Annotated in this window: 7 protein-coding genes; 1 reads left to right on the top strand and 6 read right to left on the bottom strand. The window is 64.1% G+C overall.

The window, feature by feature from the left end; genetic code table 11:
- Positions 1-250: 250 nt before the first annotated feature.
- The 6 genes from FFK22_RS37555 to FFK22_RS37530 are packed head-to-tail and all read right to left on the bottom strand — an operon-like array spanning position 251 to position 15,179.
- Positions 251-880: a hypothetical protein gene (locus FFK22_RS37555; protein WP_138893076.1), complete on the bottom strand. Its 630-nt coding sequence runs from the start codon at positions 878-880 to the stop codon at positions 251-253.
- A gap of 25 nt (positions 881-905) precedes the next feature.
- Positions 906-1,964, bottom strand: a complete 1,059-nt coding sequence (locus tag FFK22_RS37550) for a hypothetical protein (RefSeq protein WP_138893075.1) — start codon at positions 1,962-1,964, stop codon at positions 906-908.
- 23 nt (positions 1,965-1,987) lie between these two features.
- Entirely contained in the window at positions 1,988-5,455 is a 3,468-nt protein-coding gene (locus tag FFK22_RS37545) for a hypothetical protein (protein ID WP_138893074.1), read from the bottom strand.
- A 33-nt stretch (positions 5,456-5,488) separates the two neighbouring features.
- Positions 5,489-9,622: a hypothetical protein gene (locus FFK22_RS37540; protein ID WP_138893073.1), complete on the bottom strand. Its 4,134-nt coding sequence runs from the start codon at positions 9,620-9,622 to the stop codon at positions 5,489-5,491.
- Positions 9,619-11,784: a hypothetical protein gene (locus FFK22_RS37535; RefSeq protein ID WP_138893072.1), complete on the bottom strand. Its 2,166-nt coding sequence runs from the start codon at positions 11,782-11,784 to the stop codon at positions 9,619-9,621. The genes FFK22_RS37540 and FFK22_RS37535 overlap by 4 nt, the downstream gene beginning before the upstream one ends.
- A gap of 5 nt (positions 11,785-11,789) precedes the next feature.
- Complete coding sequence (locus tag FFK22_RS37530; RefSeq protein WP_138893071.1) at positions 11,790-15,179, bottom strand: DUF6603 domain-containing protein; 3,390 nt, start codon at positions 15,177-15,179, stop codon at positions 11,790-11,792.
- 336 nt (positions 15,180-15,515) lie between these two features.
- Here FFK22_RS37530 and istA point away from each other — a divergent pair, with 336 nt between their 5' ends.
- Positions 15,516-16,241, top strand: coding sequence for an IS21 family transposase (gene istA / locus FFK22_RS37525; RefSeq protein ID WP_306770238.1), 726 nt, complete (start codon positions 15,516-15,518; stop codon positions 16,239-16,241).
- The last annotated feature ends 36 nt before the right edge of the window (positions 16,242-16,277 follow it).

Here is a 16,277-nt window from a genome sequence, read left to right as displayed (position 1 = left end):
TATGGGGTCCGACCCGGAGCGTGGTGGGGAGAGCCCCGGGTCGGACCGGCCGGTCTCAGCTGACTGAGCTCGGCCGAAAGGCGCCACGACCGACCATGAAATGGGACCCGACTTCGCCCAGACACCGCCCAAGCGCCCCACGGCGACGGCCATGACTGGTGACCAAGCATATGGTCTGGGCGTTCGATCGTGTGGTGGACTGATCACGGCGCCACGGACGCCGAAAGGTCTCCTCGCGGAACCGTCCGGGTCAGTCGGCCAGGGTCATGTCGAGCCACCCCACATTGCCGCTGGTCGCCACCCAATCGGCAAGTTCTGCGACCGTTGGGAACGGGTCCGGCAGCGGAGGCTTGGCGGGATCAGCCGGATGGTTTTCGATAATCGTGACGAGAGAAAACTGATCCTGGCTCGGAACCTGCACTTTGGGGGTGATCACGAAAGGCGTCTTGGTCACCGCCGGCGGACCCGGGACAGGCTTGTCCGTATGATCCGGCCAGGGCTGCGCCGCTTGAATGGCAAGCGCCTGGTAATTGACGGAGTTGCTCCCGACTGCGATGCCCTCGGATTGCCAGGTCGACGGCCAAAGCATGGTACTTTGAACGACCCAGAACACCCAGACGCGCACAGTCAGCGCCTCATCAAGCGTGTTCTCGCCCGTCACGTAGACATAATTGGCCTTGTTCAGAGCCAGTGGAGCCGGGGTCGGCGACGCAGTGGGCGGGTTCTTGTAGTTCTTGAGCAGCTGGTCGGGATCGAGTTCACCGGTCCCGCCGCTGATGATATCAGGACACTGTGTCCACAGGCCGCCGCTGGGGCTCCAATTGGGAACTTGATGGGGGTACATTCGAATGAACATGCCCCAGTAGTCGTTGTCGGCCATTAGGCGTTTCCTCTCCTGAAGCAACTCAGAAACGATATGGAGTCGAGCCGATGACAAAGATGTCATCCTCGATTTCTATCCCCCTCCCAAGGACGTCCAATATCTTCGCTCCTCGAAGCCAGCCCGTTTTGCTTTGTCGTGCCACATTTAGTGTTCTGGCCCTCATCTGGTTCGAGATCAGGCCCACGTATGGGGCTATCCATGCGCCTTTCGGGGGAGCAGTACTGCCCTGCGTGTAGCTGATCGTGATGCTGCTGGCGAAGTTCTCAGGCCAGGTCTGCTGTGAAACCAGCGAGCCGGATGCTCTCTTGATTGGCTGCGGATCCTGTGTGTAGGTCGGGGGATCGCCGTTCGGGCCGCCGGGAATCGTGTAGCCGATTGTTCCCCCGTCGGTCGGCATCCCTTGCCACGCAACACCCACGAAGAACGACCCTCCGCCGACGGGGCCCGTGATCGAAGTCGTTTCCTGCCAGGACGGCCCATTGCCCGAGACGTCGGTCGTGTTTCGCCAGCCCATGTTCGGATGAGCCAGGATGAAATCCACCAGATCGTCAAAGACAGTAAAACCCGGAATGTCATCCAGCGGTGTCCACGGTGGCGGCTTAAGAGGCGGGTTCTCCATCCAGGAGATCACGCAATAGTGATCGCTGGCCGAATGTCCGGACTGAAAGGCCGGTGGTGTCCAAATGAAGGGGCGGCCCGTTACACAGATCTGATTCGCCGCAGTGGCCGCGATCGGCAGATAGTTCATCGCTTCGCCGCCGACCTGGATGTTCGCTCTCTGCCACTTCGATGGCCATAGGGCCAAGTCGCCTTCAGCGTAATATAACCAAGCAGAACCGCTCAGAGGACCAGAGGTCGCATTCAATGCCCGCAGGTAAACATAATTTGCCGCCTCCATCTGAACGGTGTCGCCGTAGTCCGTGGCGTAACCGTCGGCGGTGGTGAAGTCACTCGGGTTCTCCGCCGGCGTCGTCCCGTTGAGGATGATATCGGGGCAGCCGGACCATCCGCTGCGATCCTGCCCTCCGGACGGGGTTTGGCCAAGATTGTCACGAACGAAAAAACCGGAATAATCGGCCATGGAAGAACTCCTCTTCAGCAACGTCAGGGCTGGGGCTGAATCTGATCGGCGACCGCAACGCTGCCCGCCTGGACGCCGGTGCTTGCAGAGAAAATCCGCGATCCATCGGGACTGATTGCGATGCCGGTGGGACCGATGGTGCCGGTCGGCCAGGACAGCGTCTGGACAATCCGCAGCGATGCCGCGTCATAAACTCGCACACCAGCTGCCACGGTGTCTGTTCCGAGCAGCAGCTTGCTGTCTGGCGAGCAGGCCACTGCAGTAAGAGCCAAACTGTCCTCATCATCGGGCAGATAAATCGTCTCGGAGGTGAACGCGGGAAGGCTGATGACGCAGACGATGTTCTTCTTGCCGACGGTCGCAAAGACATAGGCAGCCAAGCCGTCCGGCAGCACGGCAAGGGCAGAGACCTGCGTGGTGGCAGGCAGCGCCACGGGCTTTGAGCCGGGACCGTAGCTTTGGCCAGCCTGCTCGATCGCATAGACCCGACCAGCGATCGGATCGATCGTATAGGCCCTCGAACCATCCGGCGCGGCGGCGAGGAATGGCAGAACCGCGCCAGCCTGCCGCTGAAAGACCGTCACGTCGCCGACTGGTGTGAAGCTTCCGCCCGTCAGGTCAGCTGCGAACACAACGATGCTGGAGGCATGACCGCCGCCCACAGCATCTTTGGTCAAGGCAAAGAGCTTGGAACCGTCGGCCGACAACGCCAATCGTTCGGCTGAGCGTTGGTCCACGCCCGCCTTGGCCGGCAAGGAAATGGTCTTGATCGGGACCATCGTGCTCGTCCGGTAGAGCGAGATCGATGGCTTCCTCGCTGGTGCGAGATAGAACGCGTCGTCCTGCGCTCCGGGCGAAATCGCCAGATGCGCAACGTCACAATCCGACAATCCCTGAGCCGGCTCCAAGTCGTCGCCGTTTACCTCGAAGGCTGCCACGCCGTCGATCGGATCTGGCCCCGTGCTCAGAGTGATCAGGGCATTGCACCAAACCAACACGCGTGAGCCGTCCGGGGTCACGGCGACGTCGGTGGCGGCGCCGCCGGGATCAGTGGACCCGTCCGCCTGGGCATAACGATTGAAGGTGATGACCGAAACGCCATCCTGCCCGGCCACGGACACCAGCGCCATGCCATCCTCGGGTGTAACACCGACGCCCTGAGCCGCACCGGCCAGGCTGATTCTTTCCGTAGTGCCAGTCTTGTAATTCAGCAGGATGGCCGTGCTGCTACAGCCGACCAGCACATAGTCGCCGCCGTAGAACATCCCCAGATGGGCCGGCGTCTCATCAAGCGACAGGGGTTTCTTCGGCGCCGTCTGGTAATATTTGATGTCGACCTTGACGACGGTCAAATCACCTGCGCAGGCGACGAGCAGGCTTGCACCGTCGGGCGAAACCGCGACATCCACCGGCTGGTTCAGACCCGAAACCGGAGCCCGCAGCAACGGGCCCTTCACGCCGTTGGCGATGACCGACACGGAGCCCGAGCCGGAGTTGGCCACGAAGATGAGACCGCCGCTGGGGGTGACCGCAACGCCCCGGGGGGCCGTCCCCACCGCAACGGTGTCCACCTTCGGCGTGACCAGCCCGTTGGTGATCTTGGCCAGTTTCCCCGCCCCGGAACCGGCGTCGATGCTGACCCAGGCGGCCCCGTCCGCGCTGACCGCCACCTGCTGGGGCGCCCCGCCGACCTGCACCGTGTTCACCAGGCCGAAGCTGTAGCCCTCGGGACCGTTGGTGTTGGTGACGCGGATCACGCAGACGGACCCGTCACCGGAGTTCGCGACATACAGGGAGGACCCATCGGGGGAAAACGCCAGGCCCTGGGGGTGGGAGCCCACAGAGATCGTCTTCATCGGCTGGAAGGTCGCCGTGCTGAGGATCGCCACCTGGTTCGCCGCCGGGACCACCATGGCGATGAACGGGGCGTTCGTCGGGGCGGCCACTCCCGCGCCGGTCAGGCCATTCGAGACCACATTGCCGGTTGGTGCGAATGCCGACACGATGACGCCGCGGCTGGCTGTGACCCCTGCATGCTGCGGCGTCAGCGTAAACATCTGCGGCACCGACAGGGTCTTCACGACCGATCCGTCCGACGGGTAGAGGGTAGAGTCCTGGCCGGTCACGCTGCTGGTCAGGGTGACGCCATCACTCGTGCTGACGTTCCAGGACAGCTCGACCGGGTATGGGAAGTCCGATTGGCAGACAGCCGCCGGATGAGCCTCGAAGTCGACGACCGGCACCACATGGGCGGTGCAGCTCGCATAGGCGGTGTTGTCGACATTGCCGGGCCGCTGACCTTCGGCAATCAGCGTGTACTGAGTGGTTTCCGAGATGGAGACCACTTTCGAGGTCAGCCCCGTAACGTCTATCGGTCCGGGCTGGAGGGTCAGCTGTGTGGCGTCGTTCACCTCCCAGGAGAGGGTGACCGTCACCTCCTTCTCTCCCGTCTGCAGCACCGACTGCTCGGGTATGGCCTTGAAGCTCTCGATCTTGACATGCGGCCGTTTCAACACCGGGATCGAGTAGACACCGTCCCGATAGCCGGGAACACCCTGGTAGGCCACGGACACCACGGTCGGGCCGGGCTGGAAATTGGTCACCAGGCTCTGGATCAGAAATGACTTCGAGTCGTTCGCACCCTTGACGATCGGCTGGTTCGGCGGCGGCTGCAGGGTCCAGTATGGAAACTCCGCCTCCGTGTGCCGCTGGATCCCCCAGTCCGTGGTTTCCGGGCCGGCCGTCACCGAGAAAGGCGGCAGCGCCTGTGCGGCGGTCATCATGGCGCCGAAGCCGTCCGCATCATCGGCATAGACGAAGCTCAGCGTGAAGGTCGTGGCTTGTCCGGCCGGGACCTGGATGAAGTTCGGGCCCGGGGAGAATATCAGCGTCAGGTCATTGTAAAGCGGAGGCCCTCCCACGGGGCAATTGACCACCTCCGTCGGGTCGAGCGTCACGGCGATCACCGGGTGCAGATCCAGGTCGTTTGTATTGGGAGGAGGAAGCACGGCGACTGAGAAATGTCTCTTTGTCGGTTCCGGCACCTGATCTGGATAGGCCCGGAAATAGTAGACGAAGAGAGTGGGCGTCACCGATGGCGGCTGGGTTGCAAGCGTGAATTTGTTCACGCTGATCGACAGCGGAACCGAGGTCGTCAGACTCTGCTGCGCTTTCGGAGCGAAGCCGATGACCTGGTTACTGGCCGAATAGAACAGCTGGAAGTTCCAGTCCGATCCGTCCAGCGTCAGCTGCTGGAACTCCTGCTGGGTCAGCTTGAGCGGGGACAGATCGAGATAAAACAGCGATGCAGTGACACCCGCCTGCCCTGCCTGAGCGTATGGCACCACTTCGCCCGGGATGAGCGTTGTATCGACGGTCGTGGTGATTTTGAGATTCAGCTTGTTGGCCGAGGGATCCGCGCTGATGTAGATGGTGTCGTCGGCGCCCGGGTTGTCCAAATCGAACGAAAGCTGCCCCTGCTGTGTCGTCATGGGTTCGATCCCTCTCGATAATCGGCAAGCGGCTCAGGAGCCGGGCTTGGCAATGGTGACAAGGTCGGCGAAGACGCCGTCGCTCACGCCATCGACGCCGTAGTAATCGGCATAGACCTGGGCCTGGACCGCATTTGAAACGGCTTTCAGTCCTGAGATCTGGACGTCGAAATGCTGTCCCGGCGCCAGGGCCGCCGGCGCGGCCGGTGCGGCCGCCCAGTAATGTCCGTAAATGCCGTCCTGAAGGGCCTGGAAGGTCCAGCCGCTGGCGCTCAGGGCCATCCCGGCGACGTCCGACTGGTCGACCAGAACCCCGAAATGCAGATAGAAGATCGACCCGTTCACCGTCGGTTCGCCTTCCGTCACGATTTTACCGGGCAGGAAGGTGATCGGCGCCGGCTTCCGGTTGGTCACGCGCAGCGTGACCGACTGGGACTGGCCGCCGACCACCAGGGCCTTGCCGTCGCGGTTCAGGATGTCGAAGGACAGCAGCGTCGGGTTCAGCCGCAGCCAGCCTTCGGTCAGCGTCTGCGGCGTATAGTTCCACACCGCCCCGCCGGGCGGCTTGCCGATGTCACTGACGGTAATCCATTGCGGATCGCCATCCACCTGATCCTGCTCGACGAAGGAGACGGCATAGCCCGCCTCCCGCGGGATCGGCAGGGTCAGTCGGCCGACCGGCGCGGTCGTCGGCGGCGACGGCATCTGCAGGCTGGCCGGCCGTAGAATCGGCGCGACCAGGAAGGACATCTCGAGCCTGCTCACGGCGGCTGCGGCAATGTCGGGCGGGATGCGCAGGCTCTGCGTCGGCAGGATGCCGGTCGTGGCGTGCACCGGCGCCCGCGGATCGATCAGCATCAGCAGCGGCAGGGTCTGTTGGGCCACCGGCGGCGGCTCGGGGTCACCGAAGGCAGGTGTCGGGGTCAGCAGGATCGTCGTCTGCCGCGGCTGAACGACATGCGGATCCCCCGGCTGCGCCCCGGCGGTAAAGAAGGTCGAGAGGTCGTAGCCATCGCCCGCCGGGAGGGCCTTGAAAAACCCGATCAACCCGTCGTCGAGATTGTCCGCATCGCCGAGCAGTACCGGGTATTGCACGGTGGAGAAGCCGCAATCCGTGTCGGTCCAGCTGTCAGCGGTTGTGTCGAGACATGTGAAGCGCTGATTGAGGGCGGTGCGGCCGCGCATGTCCAGCCGCAGGGCGCATTGCGCCACCGCCACCGGACGTCCGATCAGGATCGGCAGCCCGGCATCGGTCGCCAACAGGCCCGGGCTGATACCGCCATGCACCTGATCGACGGCCTTGCAGACCGACCGGAACCACTGGGCCGTGCCGCCGGCCAGCTCCAGGGCCAGCGCCTTGAAGGCGGGATTCACATCCGCGAGGACCTGGCCGATCCCCTGATCGATCGTCGCGTCGTCGCCGGGGGCCGATTGCCACACCACCCTGGATTGGTCACCGTTGAGCCGGAGACTGCCGAGCGGCCGCCCCGCGGCGTCGTAGAGGAAGAACCCGCCATTCAGGTGATTGGGCAGAAGCCAGCCACAGACCGGGTTCATGGCCGGATGGTCGTTCATCTCCACCAGGCCGCCGGCCCCGGCGGAGATCCACTCGAAGAGGAGGCGGCCCGGCTGCGCCAGGCGCGGCGCAATATAGACGACATCCGGCGCGCCCTCGGCGGCCATCGACCCGGCCATCGTGATCGGGTTCAGATCCAGGCTCCGCCTCTGGCCGAAGGCGTCGATGGCCTGGAGCGAGAACTTGAGCCAGCCGGCCCGGACCGGGTTGTACGGCCAGTTGAACTGCGGCCCGATGTGATAGGTCGGGCCGACCACGGTCGTGGTCTGGGACGTTATCGTCGGCGAACCGAGATCGGAATTGTTCAACGGGATCGCGATCTGCAGCTGCGGTATCTGCTGCTGCATGAGGAGACCGGAGGTGAATCCCGCCATCGGCTGGACCAGTGGCGTAAGCTGGTTCAGCGAGTCAAGGATGGGCTGCAGCACGGGGCCGTCCTGTAGATCGGTCTTGATCGCCGTCGCCAGGTTGTCCGCGGTGGTGGGCGACAGCACGCTGTAGCCCGACCAGGTCTGGGTGAAGGCGGACGAATCCGGGACGACCACACCCGGGGCGCAGCGGACGAAGCTGCCGGTGGTGGCGTCCACTGTGTAATTGGCCGTGAAGTAGTCAGCCGGGTACGGCGTCAGGGCCGGTCCGTTTCCGGTGGTTTTCTCCGTGGCCTGCAGCGGCGCGAATTGGACCGTCCACTGCAGGAACAGCGGCAGCCAAGGGTTCTGTCCGCCCCACCATTCGAGCTCGACGGGCGACGGCGACTGCTGGCCCGCCCCGATGGTCCAGCTGGACTGCTGCTTGCCGGAAAGGAGCGCCTGGAGATCCGCAATCAGCGTCGTTTCTGCCTTGCCGGACCGGCTGGCCGCGATCTTCGTGTTCAGAAGGCAGGCCTCGATCAGAAGGTTGGTGCAGTCGTCGGCATAGGGCAGCTTCGAGGCCGGCAGGACGAATTGCCCGGCGAAAGCAGTTCTGTCGATCGTGGTTTGACCCACGGTCACGGAGGTGACGAGCTGGTCGGTAGTGCGGCAGGGGAGCATGCCATCAGACCCGTAGCGGGCCGGAAATGTCAGCTCCTGGCTGGCCAGCAGCACGGCCGGATCGGTCGGCTGCCAGTATCGCGGCGCCGGCAGTGGCTTCAGGGTGAAGGGCGTATTCACCAGCAGCGCCGTAAGCTGACTCAACTGATCGCTCAGCGCGGTTTGGGCCTGGTCATAGCGCGCCTTCAGGCCCGAATCTGCTTTTGTCCAATCGGCGTAGAGCAGTCCGGAGTGATTGAAGGCCGCACTGTTGTGGTCCGGGTCGGCCTGGAAGTAGCGATACCAGTCAGCAAACATCCGCCATTGGAAGCTTTCGACCGAGGTGGCGACTTCCTCGAAGGCCTGGGCCGCGAGATTGAGCTGGTTCAGGGCGACGGCAATCGGCAGCGGCAGGTCGGTCGCTTCCGTCTGGGTGCTGTCGGGGTCGTTTACGACGATGCTGTAGATCTGCCCGCCGTCGACCGCCTGGAAGCCGTTGTCGTGCAGGGCCTCGGCAAGCTTGGCCAGCAGACCAGGGCTCGGCTCGGAGAACCGCGGCAGCAGCCCTTCCTGGAAGGCGCACAGCATCTGCTCGAAAAGTGCATTGCCGGGTTGCAGCAGTCCGCGGAAATAGGCCGACAGGGCCTCGATCGGCGTGTTGCCCACCGCGGCCTGGGCGGTGATCGCCGCCTGGTTGGCCTGTTCCAGCACATAGTGGGTTTCCGAGTTCCAGACGATGCCCTGCACCAGCCCGCTGAAGAGGGTGTAGGCAGCCTGCTCGCCGGCCTGCCACTGGTGGGTTTCCGCCAGATCGCCGCCTGCGCTCGCCGGATCGTTGGCGGTCGCATCGAACCAGCCGGTCACGGCATACATCAGGGTCGCCGACCCCGAGAGATTCAGCCCCGAGAGATCCTGCAGCGTGTCGACAAAGCCGAAGGCGGTGCGCGATTCCGGGTAATAGGACGCGAAGGTCGGCACACCGTTCGAAACCGCCGACAATTCCGCGCCGGTGGCGTTCTTGAAGGTGCGGGGTCCGTTCAGCAGCGTGGAGGGCTGATAGCTGTCCAGCGGCGTGCACTGGCCGAGATAGGCGAAATCCTGGGCACCGGTTCCCGGCTGCAGCGCCACGGTCGGAAGTTTCCAGCCGACCGGCGAGGACGGATTGAGAGCGTCGCTCTCGACAACCCAGGAGGTGACGGAGGATGGTGTCCCGCCGTCGATCACCATCCGGGTCACCAGCCACCGGTTCGGCACGGCCGGAAACTGGACGTCGGTGGTGTTCTCATCGATGGGGGCGTTGGTCAGGGCATCGGGCAGCGCCCAGTGAATGTGAACCCCGGCCTCCAGAGAGTTCCACGCCGACTGATCCAGCCCGAACCAGGCATTCGCGCCGAGATAGGCCGGAAGCTGGTTATTCTGGTCCTGGGTCTGCAGGTTCTGCGTCTGGGTCTGCTGGCTGTACAAGACCGTGGCCCCAGCGAAATGCGGCGTGGCTTCGTTCGCGTCGGCATTGCCGACGCAGAAGGCGACAACGTCGACCGGAACCACCAGGCCCAAATTGCTTGACTTGGATGTGCTCATTGGACCTGGAACTCCACCTGCACCGCCCCCTGCACCATCTCCACGGCGAATTCGGCGGATGTGAATTTGTCGCTGGCCTGATCGTGGGATGTGAGCCCGTTCTGGATGGCGTTCGCCGTATCCGCCGCCTGCAGCGTCTGCCCGTCCGGCCGGACCGCGACGGGAATGACGCCGTTCGGGATCTGCTGCCCGGCCGAGCCGCCGGTGAGATAGCGCAGGGTCGTGGTGTAGCGCTGCGTATTGTTGTCCCATTCGACGCCGCAATGGAGCTGCGCCGGCGGCTCATGCAGAACGAGCATCTTCAGCTCTCCCTCGAACAGGCAGATCAGGACATCGTCCGACAGCCGCTCGATGCGCAGCGGAGTCAGGTCGTTGACGCCGCCGGTGTCCGAATAGCCCTTGATCTTCAGCAGCGGCCAGCCCGAGACGAGCTGGGACCGGAGCAAGCAGCCGGTGACGGTGCCGAGATCCTGCTGGTCGGCCGCAGCCAGCCGCGCGGCCACATGCGGGCGCTGGTTCTTCCGCTGCCGACGGACGCTCAGCTGTGCCGCCTGACGCCCCCTGGCGAGCGCGTCGACCTCGTTGCCTTGTCCGGGCGTTCCGCCCCGGCCGATGCTGAAGGCCCCGTCCACGATCGCCTCGATCCAATACGGGTCGAAATAAAAGAAGCGCAGCGATTCCACCGGCAGCATGCGCTCATCCGGGACCAGGGCCGAGAACGGCACGCCCTTCAGCAGCTTCAGCCGGCCAATCCACTCGCCAATGTCCGCCGGCGCCGCCGGCACCTGATCGAGCCTGGCGGAGCGACGGGCGAAGAAGCTCGGGAACAGCCCGGCGCCGCCCAACTTCTGCTGGATCAGCGCCATTTCCTGCTGTGCGGCAGCGCCTTTCTGCAGCGCGTGCTTCCACTTGTAGAGCGAAACGGAGAAGCTGGAGCTCTGCAGCGCCAGCAATTGCCCGAGCTGCCACGCCTGGGCGTAGCTGGCGTCGAACAGCCCCGCCTGCGGGTCGTATCGCAGCAGGGCGTCGGTGCATGAGACGCTGCTGTAGCTTACCGGCGGCGTGTTGAACGGGAGCAGGGGGCCACGGCACCAGCTCACCGTGCTTCCCGCCTCGCGCAGATGGTGGTCGAGCGCCGTATAGCCCAGGCACAGGCCGTTCCGGACCAGCAGATCGGCGTCGGCCTCCGTCAGCTGTCCCGATTTCTGGTTGTTCAGCGCGGTCTGCACCGCGTTCTGATCGGGGGCATCCGCCGGCAGCCGCAGCGTCGTCAGCGTGATGCTTCCGTCCGGATCGCGGTTCAGGTTCTCGCAGAGTTCCTTGAATCTTTCGGCCAAGTCATTGGCGGCGAAGCGCCAGGTCCGATAGCAGATCAGCCTGACATTCGTCGTGCCGGAGGGCAGATTGTGCGAAGGATTGCCGCTGTCGTCGGGCAGGTATTCGCCCATATTCTCGAGCGACACGAGATAGGCATAGGCGTTGACGGACTGGTTTGCCTTTGGCTGCGGCCAGCGGTTGCCGAGCACGATCGCGCATGAAAAGCTCGTCTCATCGCTGTCGGAGCTGTCATAGGTGTCCGTCTCCCGGATATGCGCCAGGTAGGGCAGATCCGCTGCCGAGGGGCACGTCTTGCTGAAGGTGTCGACGGGAAGGTCGATGAAGGCACAGGGATCCGACGGGGTCTGGCCGTATTCCAGGGGATTGATGTTCTGATAGGAGAAGTAGTGGTCCGGCATCTGCCCGGTTCCGGTCAAGCCTGGATTGTTGTCGACCGTGATCGTGGTTCCTTGCGGGAAGACATAGGTTGCATCCCCCTTCTGAAGGATCGGCTGCTCACCCTCCATGAAGACGAGGATGGCCAGCCAGGGGGCGGTTTCGTCTGCCTTCACCGAAGTCCGCTGCCAGGGCAGGGCCGTGCGCTTCAGCGCGACCAGCGGCATCACCCCGGCGAATTCGCCATTCGCCAGCGGCGCCGGTAGCACCGAAATAATGTCGTCGCCGTTCAGCCGGAAGCGGTTGCCGGGAACGGCGAATCTCTTGCTGACCGGCGTGAACTCCTGCTGGTTCGCGGTCTGCGTCGCCGTGATCGTGTAGTCGCCCGATTTCAGCGGCGGGATGTCGTACTGCGTGAAGCTGACGAATTGCTCGACGTTGTCGGTCATCTCTCTCACTTCGCCTCTCCGAGGTAGCGCAACGCCGGCGGGGCCAGAAGGTAGTTGCTGTTCGCCGCGGCAAGCGTCGTGATATCGATCGGCCGGGCGCCGACCGTCAGCCCCGCGCGCTTCATCGCCGCGAGCAGGGCGGGGCGGTTCGTGCTGGCTGGGGGGATTGCGATGGTGCCTGCGACGGTCTCGGCGTTGAACGGATCGGTCGTCTCGACGACCGGCGTGCTCCAGTCGATCGGCTGGATCTGCTCGTCGATCGTGTACTGCAGCGGCTGGAGCGGGATCTTTTGCGTATGATCCGGCGACTGCACGTATGGAAACAGCTCGAAGCCGATCAGGACATTGGCGATCGTGGTCTGATTGAGCGGGTCGCCCACCTGTGGCCTGCCGTCGCCGTCGGTGCTGCGGTATTCCCACATGGCCTTCGCGACATTGCCGAGCACCTTGACGGCGTGGAACACGCTGTCCTCGGCGGATGTAATTCTGATGTCGAGGCTGGACTGGAAATCCTCGTTCTTGATGCCGACCGGCCCGACGCCGAAGTCGGTGTTCTCCTGCCCCGGCTGCTGCTCGGCCAGCACCACCGCCGGGCCATTGAGATTGTACTGCTTGGACGGGATGACGGTCTGGATCTGAAGCCGGAAGGTCTGACGGTCGACCAGCCAGTTCAGATCACCGTCCTTGTTGCTCAGAGTGGTCACCAGCCCGTCGGCGGCCACGATCTGGACCACGGCCGGCACTGACCCGGTCGTCTTCTCCGATGGCCGCTGCCGGAGCATCCGGTGTGCCGACCGGGTGGACCCTGCGAGCGCGAAATTCTGGCCCTGGCCGCTCTGGCCCGGCAGCAGCTGCGCGACGAAGTCGCTCCAGCTCACCGGGGCGGGCTGCGTCTTGCCACCCCCGAAGGAGATGGTGAATTTGACGATCTTGAGATTGATCCGCGCCTTGCCCGCGAACTCCGGCCCCCAGATCTCGAGGCCGACCCCGAGATGGATCGACACCGTGACATGGACGAAGAGCAGCTTGACGCGAACCTTGGCGCCCAACTCGACCGATGCGGAGAGAGCATAGTGGAATGGCGTATAGGCCAGCAGGAAGTCGGCCTCGACGTCGAACCAGGCCTGCACCGGGCCGGCGTGCCACACCGCCTTCAGGCCGCCGCCGGCCATCACCGCGCTGGCGGTCAAGGCGAAATACAGATCGCCCGTGACGCTTAGGGCGCCGCTGACACTCCAGTCCAGGCCCAGGCGGGGCACCTGCGGGTAGTAATCCGGCGGCGTGAATTGCGGGCTGTAGCCGCCGACCGTCAGCACGAATTCGCCGGCATGCGGGCCGGCGACCCACATGTAGACCGCAAACCCTCCCGTCAGCTTGCAGGCCTTCGACAGGACATAGGAGTTGGGCGTCAACTGGCCAGTGATGCCGATCAGACCGGTGCTCGGCTGGATCGTGGCCTTCAGGGCCAGCTGCGCCTCGGCGAGGGTCGGCGTGGCCGGATCCGGCGGCACCTTCACGGTGGCCAGACCCAGCAGATCGACCTCGAGATCGCTGCCGAACTTGATTGTCGCCAGGGCGAAGCAATCGATCAGCTTGAATGATGTGAACTTGACGCCGGCCGCGAACCAGTCTTCGCCGATCTTCGGGGCGACGACGCCGGACGAGGTCAGCGACGACAGGGTGTCGGCAATCCGCTTCTCGAGCTCTTCGGTGGTTCCGGAGGGCAGCGAGCTCGGCGCACCGTCGCCGACGGCCCATTCCACCAGCGGGAAGCTGTCGACGCCGTCGACATCCGGCACCACCAGCGTCCGATTCAGGCCGAACCCCGCGGCGATCCCGGTCACGACGATGAAGACAGGGCCGCCTAGCGGCGCGTCCAGCACGCCATAGAGGAAGAAGGACGGATCGCCGTCATCCGCGGCATAGCCGGCGATCGCGCCCAACTGGTACTGACCGAAGGAGACGCCCAACTCGCCGACCAGATCGAGCTTGGGAGCGATCGAGCCGATCAGGCCGCCGGAGAAGCTGACCGGCCCCTCTTTCAGGGAGACCAGGATTCCATCGATCGTAAAGGTCGGGTCGAATTTCCTCAACGGGGTCTCGATCCCCAATCCCTCCAGCGCGATGGTCAGGCCGCCGGGCGCGATCGATGCGTTCAAGAGCACGGCGAGTTCGCCGTCCTTGTAGCGGATGCCGACCTTCTGGATCGTGACCGGCCCGAAGCTCTTCTGCAGCGAGAACCAATGCGTGCCGTCGCTCGAGCTCGCGACCTCCAGGCGGCCGGGGGCCAGCGGGATCCGCAGGCGGCGGGCCTGCTGCTCGACATATGCCTCCTGATCCCCCCCGCCGGCCAGGAGATTGAGGGTGAGGGGGGTCTTCTGACCGTCGGCGTCGAACACCGCGAGCAGGCTTGGGCCCTTTTTCAGCCCGGCGGGCGGCACGGGATAGCCGCTGCCGAGGGCGTTGATGGCATCGGTGAGCTTCGTCACATCGTCGGCGCTCAGGTCGGTGCTGGCCAGCGCCACCTGGATCTGTTCGAACTTCACACCGCCGGTCAGCGCGCCCAGCGCCTTGCCGATCAGCGGCAGATCGGTCAGCGAAAGGGAATCGGACAGACCGACGCTGAAGAAGATCGACCAAGCGCCCACATCGCCCTTCCATGCCACGACATCGGCATGGATATCGTCCCAGTTGTGCAGCGTGCACTCGAATACCGCGATATGGTCGCCGATGCTGTAGGAGCCGGAGAACGCGGTGATGCCGAGATCGAGGTTCGGCGGTATCAGATCCGCCGTGCCTGAGACGCCGAACAACTGGCCGATCGAATCGATTCCGATCGGATTCGTGGACAAGGGCAGCGACAGGGCAATCGTCTTGTTCGTCTTGTCGTAGCCGGCGGTGAGAACGGGGTTCTCACCGATCCCGATTGTGACGATAACCTGAGTCTTGTCACCCGTCTGGTAGGCCGCTGAATCGGCCGTGACACTGATCGACTGCAGGGCGCCTTTCTGTTCGAGAGCCGCCGCGAAAGACCCGCTGCCGGGATCGAGAGCCCCGGGCAGGCTCCATCCGGGCGGCATGGTCATGGGAAGCTGCAGATCGAGTTTCCCGTCGTCGGCGGTCGACACCGTCAGGGTGGCCGAGAGGTTTCCGATCTTGGGAGAGAAGACGAAATTCTGACTTTGAACCTTGGCGTTGGAGTAAGTGACGGAATCGGCGCCGACTTGGGTATCGCCGGACGCGGGCGAGAGCGTGACCGTAAGCGTCCCGCCGAAGTCATTGGTCAGCAACGTATCGACGCGTTCGGAATCCAAGGAATTCTGACCTGCCTTCAGAGTCAGCACTCCATCGGAGATGAACTTGTTCAGCAGGTCATGGATCGCGGAGCCGTCCACAGCACCCTCACGGATTCACTGGAGGTTGAGCAGGGATATTCGATGACAAAGGGTCAGCTAGCGCGGCCATGCACGCCTAGCAAGACGTGCAACCACTCCATCGACACGGATACTGCCGGCTTGTCTTCTCGGTGAAGTTCGCTTGCCTAAAGCAGTATTGACTTTCCGATTTATGCTTCCGTCCGACTAACGATTCGATAGTACAAACCAATCAGGCGGTTTTGTTATATCGCCGAATCGGCATTTCTCAATCCCGCGGTGCAATTTTCTCACAGCAACTGTCGATAAGGATAGATTCCTTGTGTTGAGCTGGTCAATATTTAAAAATATCGCCAAATGCCGGGTATCGGGCGCCACGTAAAACTGGACCCGTTTCGCCTTGAGGAACTGGACCCTCCTCCAGCGCGAGGGGGCCTGATGGACGAGGATGTGATGAGGTCCTGTCCCGATCACGCTGTGGATCGGGGGGAGCAGATGAGGGAGCCGGACGAGGTCGCGGCGATGCTCCGGCTCAAGGCTTTGGGCTGGGGAGTTCGGCGGATCGCTCGGGAGCTTGGCTGCAGCCACATGACCGTACGGCGGTATCTCGCTGCGGGCGGCTGGACGGCATACCAGAAGCCGGAGCGGCCCAGGATGCTGGACGGGCTTGAGGGCTGGCTCGCCGAGCGGTTCCGCCAGCACCGGGGCAACGCCGACGTGGTGCGCCAGGAGCTGGCGCGCGAGCACGGCCTCGTCGTCAGCCTGCGGACGGTGGAGCGCGCCGTCGCGCCGCTGCGATGTTCCCTGCAGGCTGAGGCGCGGGCGACGGTCCGGTTCGAGACGCCGCCCGGGCGCCAGCTGCAGATCGACTTCGGCGAGACGCGGGTGGTGATCGGCGGCGAGGCGACGCGGCTCTATCTGTTCGTGGCGACGCTGGGCTACTCGCGGCGCTGCTACGTCCAGGCGTTTCGCCACGAGCGGCAGTCAGCCTGGTTCGACGGGGTCGAAGGGGCCTTCGCCCACTTCGACGGGATCCCGCAGGAGGTCCTGCTCGACAACGCCCGCGCGCTGGTGGACCGATGATCGTACTTTGGCGTGCGTGGGCGTAGGTGGTTGCGT

It is taken from the genome of Mycobacterium sp. KBS0706 (assembly GCF_005938675.2).
In the GTDB taxonomy this organism is placed as follows: domain Bacteria; phylum Pseudomonadota; class Alphaproteobacteria; order DSM-16000; family Inquilinaceae; genus Inquilinus.
The sequence above is the reverse complement of the archived record's forward strand: the minus strand, read 5'-3'. Positions and strand labels throughout refer to the sequence as shown.